We start from the raw sequence: 18,556 nt of genomic DNA, 5'->3' as shown, positions 1-18,556 counted from the left end.
AAAAATAAAGCATAAGGAAACAATCCTTAGCCTAACTTATTGCTAATTTCTGAAAACGCAGTTGAAGATATGCAAAGCCACGCCCTTGGACTTGGGTGGCGCTTTGTTGACTACCTTGGTAAAATAAGATGGTAGAATTTGACTTAATAAGTCTGCAAATTTTGGATGAAGGAGTGTTTCAAAACTGAATAGTTTTGGTAATTTGAAAGTACTCTCTACTTGATGAGAATCTTTAACTTTAGCTTCAATTTTGGTGTTTTTACAACAGCCATCATCCTTTTTGTCTGCAGTTTCTGCTTTACAAAATTTACAAACTGCTTTTGCATTTGTAACTGAAACAGCCGCTAATTTGCCTCCACAAAAATGAATGCTCAAAGCCAAACCAATTACGCTTAAAAGGTAAAAGGTGCAAAGGCCTATCGCTAATTTTTGCTTTAACTTCATTATTAACAAAGCTATACATAAATTTTTGAATTGAGATTTTATCAATTGTTAAAAAATGGTAAATTAAATGGTCTTCAGCGTGGTGTCAGTCTGAGCGTAGTCGAAGACAAATTTAATTCAACAAAAAACCAAAAAAGATTCCTTCGACTACGCTCAGGATGACATCTTTTTTGGTTTAATCTTATTCATCTCTTCCATTTTTTAAATACCTTAGCATAAATTCATTTCCACTTATGAAAAACCTCTTTACGCTTCTTTTGTGCCTTTGTTTTCTAACAACTTTCGCGGCAAAACCTAAAAATCAATATGTAAAAATCACAACTTCAAAAGGTGAAGTGATTATTAAACTCTACAATGAAACACCTTTACATCGTGATAACTTTTTAAAACTAGCTAAGGAAGGTTTTTTTGATGGCACATTATTTCACAGGGTGATAAAAGCTTTTATGATTCAAGGAGGAGACCCAGATTCTAAAAACGCAGTAGCTGGCGCTGCTTTAGGTGAAGGCGGTCCGAAATACACTATTCCTGCAGAGTTTGTAGATAGTTTATTTCATAAAAAGGGTGTATTAGCAGCGGCTAGAGAAGGCGATAATTCAAACCCAACCAAAGCCTCAAGCGGCTCTCAATTTTACATCGTTCAAGGAAAAGTCTGGAACGACTCAACTTTAGCTGCTGTTGAGAAAAACAGGATGAAATTCATAATTCCAGAATGGCAACGTCAAGTTTATAAAACCATTGGTGGCACGCCGCATTTAGATAGAAATTACACTGTTTTTGGAGAAGTGGTTAAAGGCTTAGAAATGGTTGATAACATTGCAGCTGAACCAACAGCAAAAGGAGACAGACCTGTAACTGATGTAAAAATGACTGTTACTGTGTTAAAGAAAAGAGAAGCGAAAAAACTAGAGAAAGAACTGAAAAAAGGCAACAATAAATAAGTGAGGAAAGAGGAGTTGGAGCAAATGTTATCCGCCCAATCTTGCTACTTGATACTCGCTACTTGATACAAAATACTCAACACTAAAATGAAGATTATCTCCTATAACGTAAATGGCATCCGTGCTGCCGCAACAAAAGGTCTTTTCAACTGGCTACAAGCAACGGATGCAGATATGGTTTGTTTGCAAGAAGTGAAAGCCTTAAGAGAACAAATCCCTGAAATTGTTGCTTTAATTGAGCAGTTAGGGTACCATCATTATTGGTTTCCTGCCGAGAAAAAAGGGTATAGCGGTGTTGCCATCTTAACAAAAATTAAACCCAACAACATTTCTTATGGTTGTGGCGAACCTTGGATTGATGCCGAAGGAAGGGTTTTAAGAGCTGATTTTGATGGGTTTTCTTTAATGAGCTTATATATGCCATCAGGTTCCAGTGGCGATGAAAGACAAATCAAAAAATACGAGTTTATGAAGTTTTTTGATGTTTATATTGATGAAATCAGAAAGGAACACCCAAACTTAATTATCTCTGGAGATTATAACATTTGCCATCAACCGATAGATATTCATAACCCAAAGTCTAACGCAAACTCATCTGGATTTTTACCTGAAGAACGCGAATGGATGGAACTGTTCATGAACAATGGTTTTATAGATTCTTTCAGGCATTTCAATAAAGACCCACATCATTATACATGGTGGAGTTATAGAGCTGGCTCAAGAGGTAAAAACTTAGGTTGGCGAATTGATTATCACTTGGTAAGCAGACCAATGGAAAACAGGTTAAAAAACGTTAGAATTTTACCCGATGCTTTACATTCTGACCATTGTCCTGTGTTGTTGGAGATAGAATAAGGTAAAATGGAAGATGTAAGAGGGAAAATGTTCTTGTCGCCTTATCTCAATACGCATTACGCAAATCTCAAAACTGAAAAATGCTCATTACAAACATCAAAGGCCTAGTAGGTATCCATCCCAAAGAGAAATTTTCTCTTCGCGGAAGTGAAATGGCAAATTTGCCCGTTTTAGAAAATGCTTGGCTTTTATTAGAAGATGGGTTGATTAAAGATTTTGGCTCGATGAGCGAAATCCCATCTCATATCTCAAATCTAACTTCTCAAATCTCCGCCAAAGGCAAATTCGTTTTCCCTTCTTGGTGCGATAGCCACACACACATTGTATTTGCAGCGCCACGAGAAGAAGAGTTTGTAATGAAAATTGCTGGTAAAACTTATGAGGATATCGCCGCAGCTGGCGGAGGAATTTTAAACTCAGCAAAAAAACTAGAACAAGCCACAGCAAATGAGCTTTTCGAAAGTGCAAGTTTACGTTTAACCGATATGATTAAACAAGGAACTGGCGCCGTAGAAATAAAAAGTGGTTATGGTTTAACCGTAGAAAGTGAGCTGAAAATGTTGCGAGTAATTAAAAGATTGAAGAACAGTTTTCCAATTCCAATTAAAGCAACCTTACTTGCGGCACACGCTTATCCACTGGCATTTAAAGAAAATCATAGAGGATACATCAATCTGATTATCGACGAGTTATTGCCTTTAGTTGCCAAAGAAAATTTAGCCGATTATGTTGATGTATTCTGTGAAAAAGGCTTCTTTTCGGTTACAGAAACTGATGAAATTTTATCAGCAGCTGCGAAATATGGATTGAAACCAAAAATCCATGCTAACCAGCTTTCAGTTTCAGGAGGTGTGCAGGTTGGCGTAAAACACAACGCCATTTCGGTAGACCATTTAGAAGAAACAGATAATGAGGTTTTAACAACTTTAGCAGATAGCGAAACCATTGCCACCCTTTTGCCCTCTTGCTCTTTTTACCTAAACATCCCTTTTGCAAACGCCAGAGGTTTGATTAATAACAATGCAAAAGTTGCCATCGCCACAGATTATAACCCAGGTTCAACGCCATCAGGAAATATGAATTTGGTGGTGTCGTTGGCTTGCATTAAACTGAAAATGTTGCCAGAAGAGGCGATAAATGCTGCGACTTTAAACGGAGCTGCTGCAATGGAACTCAGCAATGAAATAGGAAGCATCGCCATTGGCAAAAAGGCAAATTTATTTATAACTAGAATGATACCTTCCTTGGCTTTTTTACCTTATAGTTTTGGCCAAAGCCAAGTAGAAACCATAATTTTAAACGGAGAAATATATAATGGATAGCTTTAAAATTTATACACAGGGCGATATCGATTTATTGATAAGCGAGAGAGTTGGGGAGGAAAAGTTAGGTCAACACGTTTACGTTTACGATTGTCCAAATTGCGCAGAGGGCGAAATAGCTATTCAAGCTTTGATGGATTCTCCCGCTCGATATGTTCTAGTTGGCATTCCAGAAGATATAGGCGTAAGGGCAAACTTAGGGATAGCTGGTGCAAAAACAGCTTGGAATTCAGCATTAAAAGCTTTGCTAAATATTCAAAGCAATCTATTTTTATCTGGTGAAGAAATTTTAGTTTTAGGACACTTTGAAATTGAAGAACCAATAGATACTAGTTTACAAGGATTAAGAAAAAAAGTAAACACAATTGATGCGTTGGTTTACCCAATAATTCAGAAAATAGTTAACGCTGGCAAAATTCCAATCGTTATCGGTGGCGGACATAACAATGCTGCTCCAATTATTGCCGGTACATCAATAGGAAGTGGTAGACAGAAAATAAATGTGGTTAACATAGATGCTCACGCAGATTTAAGAGATAGAGCAGAAGGCAGACATAGTGGAAATGGCTTTAGCACTGCTTTAGGTAGTGGCTATTTAAATCAGTACAAAATATTTGGCTTGCACCAAAACTATATAAACCAAAGTTTACCTGACTATATAGCTGCCAACCAAAATATTAAAGCATTTTACTTTGAAGACTTATTGCAGAGCCCAAAATCTGTATCAGAAAATTGGAATGATTTTATTGCTGATTTACAAGAACCCAGTGGCTTAGAAATTGATTTAGATAGTATCGAAAAAGTTCTATCCAGTGCTCAAACTTCTTCTGGTTTTCAACTGAATGATATTAGAAATATCCTCCTATGCAATAGAAGAAATTTCGCTTATTTGCACGTTTGTGAAGGGGCAACAGAAATGGCAGACGGAAAGACTGATAGTACAACTGGAAAGACAATTGCCTATCTAATTACTGATTTTATTAAAGCTCTTCAGCCTCATATTTCTCAGAAGCCTTAAGCATTAACTCCATTTCTGCTATTTGAGTTGTATAATTCTATTTTATTATAACTAAGTTTTAAGTACATTTAAAGCAAAGTTCTTTATTACTTTTTTTTACATAAGAAATGAGTAACCACAAAATTTTTAACTGCATAATAGTTGATGATGAAACACATTGCATTGAAAAGACACATTTCTAACGTTCCCTAATTAAATTCTTACTGCCCTACTCTATGTATCCTTCGATTATTGAAAATATACCTGAAAACACTCTAACATCTATCCCTTATCAAAAGTAATAAACTAGACCAATGGCAAAGTCGGCATTTTTATTCCTCGGCGTTCTATTTTCGCTTAATTGTTTTTCGCAAGCAAATGATTCTGCTATAGCAAAGGTATTCTATACCTTAAAGCATAAAAGAGACGATAATAATAGAGACAGTGTTTATATAGAGAATATGCAGCTATTATTCGGCAAAAACAGTTCTATTTTTAGAAGTTTGGATAGAGTTTCACAATCTGAAAAGGTTAAAAAAAGTCTAGACGAACAAGCCAAAAATTGGACAGGCCCTGGACTGCCAAGAACTACAATGCCATCGAATTTAAGAAAAGTATCTACAGAAGAATTATTCCAATTTCAGCAAGAAAAAAAACTGATTATAAAAGAATATTTAATTGTCGAATATTTATATGAAGATACACTCGAAACAATTAATTGGAAGCTGGATCCCGAGATTAAAAATTTTGAAAAAATTACTTGTCAAAAAGCAACTTCAACTTTTAAAGGCAGAGATTGGGTAGTTTGGTTTGCTCCAGACATTCCTTTTGAAACTGGGCCATGGAAGCTGCATGGACTGCCGGGGTTGATTATTGAGGCCTACGATTCTAAAAAGGAAGTGCAGTTTTTGTTCAGTGGTTTCGAAAGCATTAAACCCTCAGAAAGCAATGCAATCGAAAATTCAATCTTATTGCCAAAAAGAACAATTAAAGTTAGTCTAAAAGACATTAACAAACTAAAAGAGAATATGTATAGCAATCCAGGTGCATTTTGGGAAGCGCAAACAATTGCAACAAAAGGTATTGTGGATCCAGAGCAGTTAGCTGGTTTTAGTACAAAAAAAATAAACAACCCAATAGAATTGCCAGAAAAAAAATAATGCGGTTAAACCTACTTTTAATTTGCCTCGGACTTTTATTACTTGTTCAGTCTAGCTATGCTCAAAATAAAATACGTGGTTTAGTTACTGATAGCTTAAATAATCCAATAGCTAACGCTACTATTTCATTAAAGCTAAATAACAGTATTTTAAAATACACCAAAACAGATAATCTTGGTAGTTACAGTCTAAATGTAGATGGCGCAGTTGAAGCAAATTTATTACTAGAAGCCAAGTCCTTTGGATATAAAACTGCAACTATAATTTATGCAGTTGAACGAAATACTTACAATTTTACACTAAAAGAAGCTGTCATTAATCTCAATGCTGTAAATGTTAAACACAAACCCGTAATTATCGTAAAGGGTGATACATTGAATTATCGCACTGCAGATTTTGCTAATGAAAACGACCATAGCATTGGCGATGTCTTAAAAAAAATGCCCGGCATAAATGTAGCCGAAAATGGTAAGGTTACTTATAACAACACCCCGATTACACAACTTTATATAGATGGGGATAATATTTTAGATGATAAATATAATATCGGCACCAAGAGCATTCCACATAAAACTGTAACCAAAATACAGGTAATAGACCATGACCAACCCATAAAAATGCTACAAAAAAACAACCAAAGTAATGATATTGCAATTAACTTAGTTATAGATAAAACGGCTAAGCTAAAAGTAATTGGAAATGCAAAACTTGGAGCTGGGTTGCCAGATAGATACGATGAAACTATCGACCTAATTCTTTTCAAACAACAATTTAAATTCTTAGACAATATTTCTTTAAACAATATAGGAACAGATCTTAGCGAAGATGTTATTTCGCACAACAATGCATCAAATATTAATCTAGCTGAAAACAACAGGCCAACCTTTCAACTATCTACAGGTGTAAGCACTACACCATACTTGCCAAAAGGTAGATACCTGTTTAACAATTCGGGCATTGCAAATACCAATAACCTTTTTAAGTTCAATACAGAAAAACAGCTTAAAGCAAATATTTATTATTTATATGATAAGCGCTACCAAAACACCAATTACACTACTCAAACAACACTGCCCTCAGAAACCATAAATTATGGCGAAGATCAAGGGAATAAGGCTGTAAATCAAAGTATATATGGTCAATTTAATTATATAGATAACGCAGTAACTCATTATGTAAACAACGGACTGACTATTGATTATTCTCCAAACAACAATAAAGCACTAATCAATGGTTTACAAACCCCATTTAACCAACAACTAAATCAGAAGAGATTTAACCTTGTAAACGATTTAAAATATCTACGAACACTTAAATCCGGCACCATATTAAACATTAATTCTTACTTGGAGAAAACCTATCAAAAGGAACTTTTACACATAACACCAGGCATTAATGAGAACACTTTAAATTTAGGCTTTGATTATAGTCAATTAACACAACGAACAAGTATTCCTGGCCTTTTTACAAATAACTACATTACCTACAGCACATTAAAAAACCGCATTACCCAATCTTATCAGGCTGGTTTTTCATTTCAATCTATAGATTTTAATTCTAGTTTAGCTAAAATACAAAACAACCATACTGAAGAAACAATAACCAATGCTATAAACGATATAAAGTGGAATCGGTTTAAGCTTTATTTAAACCCCGGACTAGATTATAAAACAGAGGTTCTGCACATTTATGTTCGTTTACCAATTAGCTTAAATTTACTTAATTATACACCCAATAATAACTACAAGCAGGTATTAACAAATCCTTCTTTAGGCTTGCAATACCAAATTACCCAAGAGAACAAACTAACAATAGGGTACAGCTTTGCCAAAAATATGGGTAAGATAGAAGACATTTACACAGGGGCTATTTTAAAGAGCTATCGCTCATTGGTGGCTAACAATATCCCTTTGCCATTTGTAAAAAACCAAAGGGCTTCCATTGGTTATCGCTACCAAAAGGCCGTTAGCATGCTGTTTGCTAGTATAAATGCATCTTATTCAAAAACCTTGCTTGATAATATCATTGAAAGTTCGATAACAAATTCCATACAAACTCGTATTGCAGTTCCTTTTGCAAATAGCATTAATAATTTGTCAGTTAATGGCTCAGTTGGCAAATACTTTATTGACCTTCATACCAATCTGGGTTTTGAAGCTTCAATTAGTAGAAACACGGGTAAGCAATTACAGAACAATGTTCTATTCCCTTATAAAAACAATAGCCTAACCTTTGGAATTAATAACAGCACCAAATTTTCGAAAAATATAAATTGGATATTGCGCTCAAACTTTACAACAACACAAAGCTTTATTAATGATTTGGAAAATTCGAGTCTAGAACAGTTAAGGCAATACTCTAAAATAGATGCAACCATTTTTAGAAAGGTTACTATGGGGTTTGCCGCAAACCACATTTTTATACACCAACCTAAACAAGGTAATCTAAACTATCTTTTTACAGATGTGAACTTAAAATATAAATGGACGAAAATTAAAACAGATTTCGAATTGAGCATTAACAACATTAGTAACATAAAATCGTTCGATTCTTATTTTATTGATGCCATTTCTATTACTTCTGCCAGTTACATTATACCGGGTAGAAACGCGTTGCTAAAAGCTATTTTTGCGTTTAATTAAAGCTCTTCAGCCTCATATTTCTCAGAAGCCTTAAGCATTAACTCCATTTCTGCTATTTGAGCAGCCGTTAAAGGGTCTTCTTGTTCTTGCATTTCGAAAATGGCTATCATGGTTTCTTCGTAATGTTTTGCAGAAGTGATTTTGAATTCCTTTTCCATTTTATGCGTATTGAGATGTGAGAATTGAGATATGAGACAACTCTCAAAACTCGATTAATTACTAAAGGTATAAATTTGATTTGGTGTTATACATTTATCCAATCGGATATCATTCAAATGTACATCAATAATTTCTTCTACTGCATCAAAAAATGATAGTCCTATTTTTTGCGTGGTTAATCCAGATAAAAAGCGGTCGTAAAAGCCTTTTCCATAGCCAACTCGGTAACCTCTTTTATCAAACGCTAATAAAGGTACAATAACCATATCTGGCGTTCCCATAAATGGTTTTGCTTTTTGAGGTTCTGGAATATGGTAATGATTGTTAAGCAAGTCTTCTTTATCTACATAAGAATGATGGCTCATGATACTTGTCTTAAAATCTGCCTTTGGGACTACAATTTCAATTTCTGGATGCTGTTGTTGCAACCAATCTATAATTAAAAAAGTATCTGGCTCCTTTTGATGAATGATTGGCAAGAAGATATGTAAGCTTTTAATATTCGATAAATCGAGCTTTTTAAACTGCGCTAACAACTTTTCGTTTAACTCTTGGAGATTATCCTCGGTTAAAGCACTGCGTTGGTTTAAGGCTTGTTTTCTTAAGGCTGATTTAAGCATATTTTAGTTTCATCGTCATTCCCGTGAAAACGGGAATCTTAAAGCAAGATACAAAACTAAACACTTTATCGCATTAGGATACCCAATCGAGTTGGGTATGACGACTTACAAAAAACAAAAAAGAAGCCGCAGATTTACTGATAGATTTAATCAGCGAATCTGCGGCTTAATTATGAGATCCTTCGACAAGCTCAGGATGACACATATGGTTATTTTACTCTCTCCACATACTCACCAGTACGTGTATCAATTTTAACTTTATCGCCTTGGTTAACGAACAAAGGAACTTTAATTTCTACATTGTTTTCTACAGTAGCTGCTTTTAAAGCATTTGTAGAAGTATCGCCTTTTACAGCTGGCTCAGAATAAACAACTTCCATTTCAACAAAATTTGGAAGACTTGCTTGAATTGGTTCTTCGCTCTCAATAGCTACCAAGATGCTCATTCCTTCTTTCAAGAATTTAATAGATGGGCCAAATAAAGATTTAGCTACGTTAAATTGCTCATAAGAATTGTTATCCATAACTACCAAAGAGTCGCCCTCTTCATATAAATACTGGTAATCATTAGTTTCTACTCGGCAAATCTCCACCACTTCGTCGGTATTCATACGAGCTTCGATAAGCCTTGATGTTTTAATGTTACGAAATTTACCGGTGTAAAATGCTCCGCCTTTACCTGGTGTACGGTGATTCCACTCTTCTACGGTAACTAGTTCATTGTTTACACGAAGGATGTTACCTACTTTTATTTCTGATGCTTTTGCCATGATGTTTTAAAAATCACTAATTATTTCCTGCCTACCGCAGGCAGGGTCTTCTTTTTTGAAGGCGCAAGGTAAAAAAATATTTTCTAAAAAAGCCCTAAAAAAAGATAGCTTCGGGAACCACTCCGAAGCTACAATCAACCTAAACCTAAAACTAAACTATGAAATTCTTATTATGTTAAAATTGCTTTATCTTCTTATTTAGAATATGTGCGCAATATATTTTAATCAATATGTACGATATTTAGCTATTTATTCCGCCTTGTTTCGTGGCGCAAAGGTATATACTATATTTGAATTATGCAATAGCAAATTAAAAATATTTTTAGAGTATGGTTTTAAAGAGAAATAGGCTAGTTTTTGATGAAAAATTTAACATAATCAACATTAAATTAATATAAAAAGCAATGGCAGAATAAGGATTACAATGCAGTCGGGCTTTACGTTTAATCTTTTTCGTGAAGAACTCAAAAGTATATCACTTCTCCCGATAGCTATCGGGACCCGTTTATAAACAAAGGTCTTTGCAACTATTTAGGGTCGCAAACTGCCAAGAAACCTACTAGTTTGTAATAAACGCTGCTTTACTACCTTCATTGCGAAGGTCGATTTTTCATCGCCTGAAGCAATCTCATTGCAGATATCATTTGGCAAGAAGGAGATTGCCGCGGTCATTACCGATGAAAAATCGGAGAATGAACCTCGCAATGACGAATTTACTCGTTTATAAACAATGTCCTTTGTAACTATTTAGGTTTGCAAACTGCGAAAGAACTACTGACATTGTTATCTAAACCAGATTGCAGTGTAAATATTTTTGCTCCGCTAACACTTCATCTACGCTCAGTGTGACCGCAAAAAGATTGCAACGAAAAGCGGGGCTGTAATTGCCAAAAGCTTCTGACAATGTTTTCCAAAACTTTTTACAATCAGAAATACACAAAATGTTTCTGATTAGCACAAAGCAAGATTTAATAGAAAAGTTTTATAAATGAACTTTATATTTTTCAACTATCGCCCCTAATTTATCCCAATTAAAAGTAATATCATACTTGTTTGCCAAACTTGCCATCTCTTCCGGTTTTGGTCTATTATTATTCTCAAACAAACTTGCCAAATCCACCATATATTGTTCATGGCCACCAGGTACATATAAATCGATAAATTTTGATGTAGTTGGGCCAGAATTCCAAAAAGTATGCACAATTCCCCTTGGTCTCAGATGCCAATCACCAGCACTAACCTCAAAAACCTCATCGCCAACCATAATGTGTATCGTACCTTCTAACACATAGCAGATTTCATCGAATGTTTTATGAAGATGTGGTGGTGCTCCCAAAAAACCTGGTTTCATTGTAACTTCGTCACAGCCTAAATGCCCCCCCGTTTGAGCTTTTGTGAGCTTGAAAACGATATCCATTCCACCAACGACCCCTGCGTTTCCGCTTCCTTTTTTAATGTGAATGGCTTTTGGTGACTCATCGAAATAATCTAAATTTTCGTTACTAGAGGCTTTAGCGAAAAAAGGTAAAACTGAAGAACCTACCATAGTCAGGCTCATCATTTTCATCAATTCCCTACGACTGTAATTTGGGCTTTTCATTTCATCGTAATTAGCTTAACTAAAGTACGAATAAAACTGATTAACAATTATTTATAATCAGAAATGCTCAATAGATTTTTGCAAAACCCGTATTCATGTTCCTGATTAGAACCAACTATTACCATTTTGTCATGAGCAAATTTTTCAATGATTTCTAAATACCAATCAACTCCTTGAGTATCCAAATTAGAGGTTGGTTCATCTAAAAATAAAAGTTGTGTATTGGCGCAACAAGCCAAGGCAAGCTTGGTCCTTTGTTTCATTCCCGACGAGAAGTGTTTTAAAGCCTTATCCTGTGATTTTTTTAACCCGAGCAAACCCAAAACCTCAATGGCATTCAACCCATCTGCATAAGCCTTAAATTGAAAGTGAAAATCGATGGTTTCTTGTAAAGTGAACTCTTCTACCAAATCTAAATATGGAGCGGCGAAGCTGATGTATTGATAAATGTCTTCAACCCTTACGGTTTCGGGATTTGAATAAGCAATTTCGCCTTCAGATGGAGTTAAACTGCCCAGTAAAACGCTTAACAAGGTAGATTTTCCAGAACCATTCGGACCTAAAACAGCGTATTTTTCGCCTTGCTTAAACGTGTAGTTAATATTTTTAAATATCCACTCTTTGTTAAACCGGCGACCAACGTTGTTTAGGGAGATGTTCATTTTTTGAGATGTGAGATGTGAGATGTGAGACAATGCCTAGCCTTCTGCCCTCAACCTTAAAGCCTTCTACCTTTCTTTGCTTCCTGTACCAAAACCTCTCATTACCCCACGGTTAGAGTTGCGAATGAAATCTACAATTTCATCACGTATTTCGGTTGGCTGGAATTCTGCTTCTATAATATCTAAAGCCTTGGTAACATTATTGTTTTTAACAAACAGCACACGGTAAATCTCTTGAATCTCGTTAATTTTTTCTGGAGAAAACCCTCTTCTACGCAAGCCTACTGAATTAATACCTACATAAGAAAGTGGCTCTCTGGCTGCCTTAACATAAGGGGGAACATCTTTACGAACCAATGAACCGCCAGTTACAAAAGCGTGTGAACCAACTTTTACAAATTGGTGTATCGCAACCAAACCTGCCAATACTACATAATCGCCAATGGTAATGTGACCCGCTAAAGTTGTGCTGTTAGAGAATATGCAATAATCACCTACTTCACAATCATGAGCAACGTGAGAATAAGCCTGTATTAAACAGTTTTTTCCAATAACCGTTTTCCATTTATCCTTTGTACCACGGTTTATGGTTACGCATTCGCGGATTGTTGTGTTGTCGCCAATTTCTGCAGTAGTAACCTCGCCTGCAAATTTTAAATCTTGGGGAACACCAGAAATTACTGAGCCTGGAAAAATACGGCAGTTTTTACCAATCCTAGCGCCATCCATGATAACAACGTTAGAACCGATCCAGGTGCCTTCCCCAATTTCTACATCTTTGTGAATAACAGCAAATGGCTCAACTACAACATTATCTGCAATTTTTGCTTGTGGGTGTATATATGCTAACGGTTGTATCATTATGCTGTTTCGCTTTCTTTAACTCTTGAAATTTGAGCCATCATTTCGGCTTCAACTACTATTTTTTCTCCTACCATTCCAATGCCTTTCATCTGTGCAATCCCTCTACGAATAGGTTCCATTAAATCGCATCTAAATATAATGGTATCTCCTGGTAAAACTTGCGCTCTGAAACGGACATTATCTATTTTCAAGAAATAAGTTAGGTAGTTACTTGGGTCTGGCACGGTACTTAAAACCAAAATACCTCCAACTTGAGCCATGGCTTCAATTTGGATTACCCCAGGCATTACGGGCGCTCCAGGGAAGTGACCTCTAAAAAAATCCTCGTTCATTGTTACGTTTTTAACGCCTACAACGTGAGTTTTAGAAAGTTCTAACACTTTATCTACAAACAAAAATGGTTGTCTGTGAGGTAAAATCTCCATGATCTGCATTACATCATACAATGGTTTTGCGTTTGCATCATAAATCTTTTGTATTTTCTTGCCTTTTTCCTTTTTAATTGCCGCCTTAATCTTCTTAGCAAAAGCAACATTCGCCGCATGACCAGGTCTTGCCGCCATGATATGGCCCTTCAAATGAACACCAACCAAAGCTAAATCACCTATCATGTCTAACAATTTATGACGAGCTGGCTCATTCTGGTAACGCAACTCCATATTGTTTAATATTCCTTGTGGAGCAACCTCTATGGCACTTCTATTGAAGATTTTGGCTAAATGGTCGAGTTCGTCTTTGGTTACTTCTTTATCTACAATTACAATAGCGTTATTTAAATCGCCTCCCTTAATTAAATTGTGAGATAATTGATATTCTAATTCATGCAGAAAGCAAAAAGTTCTACATGAAGCTATTTCTTTTTTAAATTCAGCAATACTTGATATCCCTGCGTGTTGACTTCCTAAAACAGGGGAATTATAGTCAATCATGCAAGTAAAACGATAGTCGTCTAATGGCATTGCCACAATTTCTACCTTTCTGTCTTCTTCTGTATAAGTAATGTTATGAGGAATGGTGAAATATTCTCTGTCAGTTTCCTGAGAAGCAATACCAACCTCTTCTAAGGCTTCGATGAACTTGATAGAGCTTCCATCCATGATTGGAGTTTCTGGCCCGTCTAGTTTTAACAAAACATTATCCAAATCCATCCCAACCAATGCTGCCATTACATGTTCAACCGTGCTTACACTTGCTCCGTTTTGAGTAATTGTAGTTCCTCTTGCTGTATCTGTAACATTATCACAATCTGCATCTACAATTGGCTGACCAGGAAGGTCTATTCTTTGAAACTTAAAACCGTGATTGTCTGGTGCAGGGCAAAAAGTTAATGTAACATTTGCTCCGGTGTGCAAACCTACACCAGCCACAGAAATTTCGCTTTTTATAGTTTTTTGCTTAACGTTCATTCTTATTTTTGTATTGTACCTATTTGTTCTATAATAGCTGTCAACTCTGCTATTTTAGCCTCTAAATCTCTAATGCGTTTATCAACTTCTGGCAGTCTTTTAAAAATTACAGTAGACCGCATCCATTCTTTTAATGGTTGCGCAGGACTACCATGCCATTGTTTATTTTCTTCGGTGTTAAAATTAATTCCTGCTTGCGCTCCAATTTGAGTTCCTTTACCCAAATTTAAATGACCTGCAATACCAACCTGACCGCCAATAACTGAATTATCCCCCAATTTTGTACTTCCAGATATGCCTGTCTGAGCAGCAACTACTGCGTGAGCACCAATATCCACGTTGTGTGCAATTTGGATTAGATTATCTAACTTCGCTCCTTTGCGGATAAAAGTAGAACCCATCGTAGCTCTATCAATCGTTGTATTTGCACCAATTTCTACATCGTCTTCAATAACAACGTTTCCTATTTGTGCAATCTTATTATAGGTTCCATCTGGCTGTGGAGCAAAGCCAAAGCCATCACTGCCAATTACAGCATTTGAATGGATGGTAATTCTATTTCCAAATACAGAGCGGTTATAAATTTTTACGCCGGGAAAAATGATGTTATCACTTCCAATTTTAGAATCTTTACCAACATACACTTGAGAATATATTCTGGTATTATCTCCTATCTCAACGTTTTCTTCTATGCTACAGAAAGCGCCAATAAATACGTTTTTTCCAATTTTTGCTGTCGGATGTATAAAACAAGGTTGAACTATGCCCGCTGGAGCATAATCATGATTTAATGCTTCATTATATTTTTCTAATAATACAGAAAAAGCACTATATGGGTCTTTAACTTTTACTAAGGTAGCACTTACTGGTTGTGTAGGCACAAAATCACTAGAAACGATTACCACCGATGCTTTGGTAGTATATAAGTAATTCTCATACTTAGGATTAGACAGAAAACAAAGCGAGCCATTGCCGCCATCCTCTATCTTAGAGAGCTCCCCAACTTTTACGGTTTCATCTCCTTCGATGGCTCCATCTAAAAACTCGCTTATCTGCTTGGCAGTAAATTGCATCTTACAAAGTTAAATGTTAAATTGATATGAACAAATAAACAACATTCCTTAATCTTACCACAAGGATAAGACTGTTTAACTGGTAAAAGGTTATTTTATTATGTTAAAAAATGCTAAATGTCTCTTGTATAGCAAAGGATGTGCTTTTTTACCGTCTTATCTAAAGATTCTAAGTTAGATAAATCTGATGCTTTTGCAATATCTACCAAATCATTATTCTTCATTAAAATATTGATATTACTAATGCCCGCATTGTATGCCCTATTTCTAATGGTGTCTGTAAAAACAAAATAAGCAACATCATCCTCTTCTAGGTTTAACGCCAAAGCTGTTTGAACAGCTAAGTGTTCTATTCTAGCGGCACTTGGTTCTGTGTTACTGATTTCAACTTTATACAAATTCCGAGAGTTTAACATTTTACAAAGCTTAGACAAAATCGCGTCACTATGGCTTTCCCAAACCTTAATGGCGGCATAGATATCTTGGTCGTCTAGTTTTGAAAATTGAAGCAAATGATTTTCGCCTTCAAAAAAATTATGCTCTGTAATATCGTTCTGCAAGAAATGTTGCAAGGCCGGCGTAGCAAATAATACTTCTCCAGCAGATGCTAATTCTTTTGCTCTTTCTAAGATTTTAACTAATAATTGTTCTGCGGCAATAACAGTTTTATGCAAGTAAACCTGCCAATACATTAACCTACGTGCAATCAAGAACTTTTCAATTGAGTAAATTCCTTTTTCTTCGATTACTAGATTATCATCAACAACGTTGAACATTTTAATGATTCTATCAAAGCTAATTACGCCTTCGCTTACGCCAGTAAAAAAGCTATCGCGATTAAGGTAATCCATCCTATCTAAATCTAGTTGTCCAGAAATTAGTTGACAGAAAAAACCACGATGGTAATTCCCTTTGAAAACATTAATGGCGGCTGTTAATCTTCCGTTAAACTCTTCATTCAACTTATCCATCATCAGCATAGAAATGTCTTCATGACTTATTCCGTTGACTAGTGTATGCTCCAGTGCATGAGAAAATGGCCCATGACCTATATCATGTAAAAGAATAGCAATGGTGGCGGCTTCTTCTTCTTCTGGAGAAATATAATGTCCTTTATTCCTTAAAACTTCCAACGCCAAACTCATTAAGTGCATTGCTCCAATAGCATGATGGAAACGAGTGTGAATTGCTCCTGGATAAACCAAATGAGTCATTCCAAGCTGTTTAATATACCTTAATCTTTGAAAATAAGGGTGCGAAATCAGGTCGTAAACTAATGCAGATGGTATGGTGATGAACCCATAAACAGGATCGTTTATTATTTTCTTTTTGTTCAATTCTTAAAAATAAATTATACGGTACAAAAATTGCTATTTTTATCGACAGTAGAAAAGACCAGCTCTTTTAAAAACTTTAATTTACATAAAAAGTATATATAATGCAGGAAACCAAAATTTTATGGGCCGATGATGAAATTAACCTATTAAAACCACATATATTATTGCTAAACGAAAAAGGATATCACGTTACCACTTTCACCAATGGCAACGATGCCTTAGAAGCCTTTGGAAAAGAGCATTTCGACTTGGTCTTTTTAGATGAAAATATGCCTGGATTAAGTGGGCTAGAAACACTTTCTGCAATCAAAAATATCCGTTCAGACGTACCAGTGGTTTTAATCACTAAAAGCGAAGAAGAAAACTTAATGGAAGATGCAATTGGTTCTAAAATAGATGACTATTTAATTAAGCCTGTTAACCCGAAACAAGTTTTATTAACCATAAAAAAGATTATAGACAACAAACGTTTAGTAAGCGAAAAAACTTCATCAGCATACCAGCAAGATTTTAGAAATATCGGCATGACTTTAAATGACCGATTGAGCTATGAAGAATGGGTAGACATTTATAAAAAATTAGTTTTTTGGGAGCTTGAATTAGAGAAGTTAGACGACCCACAGATGCATGAGATTTTAACCATGCAGAAGTCTGAAGCAAATATGCAGTTCTCTAAATTTATTGAAGACAATTATTTGGGATGGGTTAATGGAAAAGAAAAAGCACCATTATTATCTAATGAGTTATTGAAGAAAAAAGCATTTCCATTAATTAACGACAAAACACCTGTTTTTTTCATCTTGATTGATAATTTACGTTACGACCAATGGAAAATTATTAACCCCTTAATTAGCGAATATTTTAGGTTAGAAGAAGAGGATACTTACTCCAGTATTTTACCGACTGCGACCCAGTATGCTCGAAACGCCATTTTTTCAGGCTTGATGCCTTTAGACATGGAAAAAAGATTTCCAGCCTTATGGCAAAATGATGATGACGAAGGCGGAAAGAATATGCATGAAGAAGCTTTTTTAGCAGATCAAATTAAACGCAGTTTACGTAAAGATTGCAAATTCAGTTATCACAAAATTTTAACTTTTGACCAAGGGAAAGATTTAACAGAAAAAGTAGGCAATTTGATGGATAATGAGTTTAATGCCATTGTTTACAACTTTGTAGATATGTTATCCCACGCTCGTACAGACATGCAAATGATTAGAGAATTAGCTAATGATGATGCCGCCTATCGTTCTTTAACTTTATCATGGTTTGAGCATTCTCCGTTATTAGATTTATTAAAAAAGATTTCTCAAAAGCGAGTTAAATTAATCATTACCACAGACCATGGAACCATAAGAGTTAAACATCCTAGTAAGGTGATTGGAGATAGAAATACGAATACCAATTTGCGTTACAAACAAGGCAGAAACCTTAATTACAATGCTAAGGATGTATTCTTAATCAAAAATCCTCATGAGGCAATGCTTCCTAAAATAAACATCAGTTCTAATTACATTTTTGCTAAAGAAGACCAATATTTCGTTTACCAAAACAACTACAATCAGTTTGTAAACTATTACAACGAAACGTTTCAGCATGGCGGGATTTCACTAGAGGAGATGATTATACCTGTGGTAACTTATAGTTCTAAGTAAAAGCCCCACCCTCCGATATTAAATTGGAGCAGGCTCTTAATCCCCTCTC

17 protein-coding genes are annotated in these 18,556 nt (G+C 35.4%); 7 read left to right on the top strand and 10 right to left on the bottom strand.

Annotated elements, in window-relative coordinates:
* Positions 1-42: 42 nt before the first annotated feature.
* Complete coding sequence (locus R2Q59_RS14535; protein ID WP_316786006.1) at positions 43-444, bottom strand: HYC_CC_PP family protein; 402 nt, start codon at positions 442-444, stop codon at positions 43-45.
* 233 nt (positions 445-677) lie between these two features.
* Here R2Q59_RS14535 and R2Q59_RS14530 point away from each other — a divergent pair, with 233 nt between their 5' ends.
* The 6 genes from R2Q59_RS14530 (at position 678) to R2Q59_RS14505 (ending at position 8,361) form a co-directional block, all read left to right on the top strand.
* Positions 678-1,385, top strand: a complete 708-nt coding sequence (locus tag R2Q59_RS14530; RefSeq protein ID WP_316770227.1) for a peptidylprolyl isomerase — start codon at positions 678-680, stop codon at positions 1,383-1,385.
* Between the two features lie 87 nt (positions 1,386-1,472).
* Positions 1,473-2,240, top strand: coding sequence for an exodeoxyribonuclease III (locus tag R2Q59_RS14525; RefSeq protein WP_316786005.1), 768 nt, complete (start codon positions 1,473-1,475; stop codon positions 2,238-2,240).
* Positions 2,241-2,320: 80 nt separating this feature from the next.
* Positions 2,321-3,562 carry an imidazolonepropionase gene (gene hutI, locus R2Q59_RS14520; protein ID WP_316786004.1) on the top strand — a complete coding sequence of 414 codons (1,242 nt, stop codon included), beginning with the start codon at positions 2,321-2,323 and terminating at the stop codon, positions 3,560-3,562.
* Positions 3,555-4,580, top strand: a complete 1,026-nt coding sequence (locus tag R2Q59_RS14515; protein ID WP_316786003.1) for a formimidoylglutamase — start codon at positions 3,555-3,557, stop codon at positions 4,578-4,580. The genes hutI and R2Q59_RS14515 overlap by 8 nt, the downstream gene beginning before the upstream one ends.
* Positions 4,581-4,873: 293 nt before the next feature.
* A complete protein-coding gene (locus tag R2Q59_RS14510; RefSeq protein ID WP_316770218.1) occupies positions 4,874-5,719 on the top strand; it encodes a GLPGLI family protein in 846 nt (281 codons plus the stop codon).
* Positions 5,719-8,361: a carboxypeptidase-like regulatory domain-containing protein gene (locus tag R2Q59_RS14505; protein ID WP_316786002.1), complete on the top strand. Its 2,643-nt coding sequence runs from the start codon at positions 5,719-5,721 to the stop codon at positions 8,359-8,361. The genes R2Q59_RS14510 and R2Q59_RS14505 overlap by 1 nt, the downstream gene beginning before the upstream one ends.
* Here the strand turns inward: R2Q59_RS14505 and R2Q59_RS14500 are convergent.
* From R2Q59_RS14500 to R2Q59_RS14460, 9 genes are all read right to left on the bottom strand, one after another.
* On the bottom strand, positions 8,358-8,519 hold the full coding sequence (locus tag R2Q59_RS14500) for a hypothetical protein (RefSeq protein WP_165501696.1): 162 nt from the start codon (positions 8,517-8,519) through the stop codon (positions 8,358-8,360). The genes R2Q59_RS14505 and R2Q59_RS14500 overlap by 4 nt on opposite strands.
* A gap of 54 nt (positions 8,520-8,573) precedes the next feature.
* On the bottom strand, positions 8,574-9,140 hold the full coding sequence (locus tag R2Q59_RS14495; protein ID WP_316786001.1) for a 5-formyltetrahydrofolate cyclo-ligase: 567 nt from the start codon (positions 9,138-9,140) through the stop codon (positions 8,574-8,576).
* 209 nt (positions 9,141-9,349) lie between these two features.
* Positions 9,350-9,910: an elongation factor P gene (gene efp, locus R2Q59_RS14490; protein WP_316786000.1), complete on the bottom strand. Its 561-nt coding sequence runs from the start codon at positions 9,908-9,910 to the stop codon at positions 9,350-9,352.
* A gap of 982 nt (positions 9,911-10,892) precedes the next feature.
* Positions 10,893-11,510, bottom strand: a complete 618-nt coding sequence (locus tag R2Q59_RS14485; protein ID WP_316785999.1) for a cupin domain-containing protein — start codon at positions 11,508-11,510, stop codon at positions 10,893-10,895.
* 47 nt (positions 11,511-11,557) lie between these two features.
* A complete protein-coding gene (locus R2Q59_RS14480; RefSeq protein ID WP_316785998.1) occupies positions 11,558-12,172 on the bottom strand; it encodes an ABC transporter ATP-binding protein in 615 nt (204 codons plus the stop codon).
* Between the two features lie 66 nt (positions 12,173-12,238).
* Entirely contained in the window at positions 12,239-13,033 is a 795-nt protein-coding gene (gene lpxA / locus R2Q59_RS14475; RefSeq protein WP_131551671.1) for an acyl-ACP--UDP-N-acetylglucosamine O-acyltransferase, read from the bottom strand.
* Complete coding sequence (locus tag R2Q59_RS14470) at positions 13,033-14,442, bottom strand: bifunctional UDP-3-O-[3-hydroxymyristoyl] N-acetylglucosamine deacetylase/3-hydroxyacyl-ACP dehydratase (RefSeq protein WP_316770203.1); 1,410 nt, start codon at positions 14,440-14,442, stop codon at positions 13,033-13,035. Before R2Q59_RS14470 ends, lpxA begins: the two co-directional genes overlap by 1 nt.
* A 2-nt stretch (positions 14,443-14,444) precedes the next feature.
* Positions 14,445-15,515, bottom strand: coding sequence for a UDP-3-O-(3-hydroxymyristoyl)glucosamine N-acyltransferase (gene lpxD, locus R2Q59_RS14465; protein ID WP_316770201.1), 1,071 nt, complete (start codon positions 15,513-15,515; stop codon positions 14,445-14,447).
* Between the two features lie 113 nt (positions 15,516-15,628).
* Positions 15,629-16,852 (bottom strand): HD domain-containing protein, encoded by a 1,224-nt coding sequence (locus R2Q59_RS14460; protein ID WP_316785997.1) that lies wholly within the window; start codon positions 16,850-16,852, stop codon positions 15,629-15,631.
* Positions 16,853-16,953: 101 nt separating this feature from the next.
* Here R2Q59_RS14460 and R2Q59_RS14455 point away from each other — a divergent pair, with 101 nt between their 5' ends.
* Entirely contained in the window at positions 16,954-18,507 is a 1,554-nt protein-coding gene (locus R2Q59_RS14455; RefSeq protein WP_316785996.1) for a bifunctional response regulator/alkaline phosphatase family protein, read from the top strand.
* The last annotated feature ends 49 nt before the right edge of the window (positions 18,508-18,556 follow it).

Origin of the sequence: Pedobacter frigiditerrae (genome assembly GCF_032678705.1) — a bacterium.
Lineage (GTDB): Bacteria > Bacteroidota > Bacteroidia > Sphingobacteriales > Sphingobacteriaceae > Pedobacter > Pedobacter frigiditerrae_A.
The sequence above is the reverse complement of the archived record's forward strand: the minus strand, read 5'-3'. Positions and strand labels throughout refer to the sequence as shown.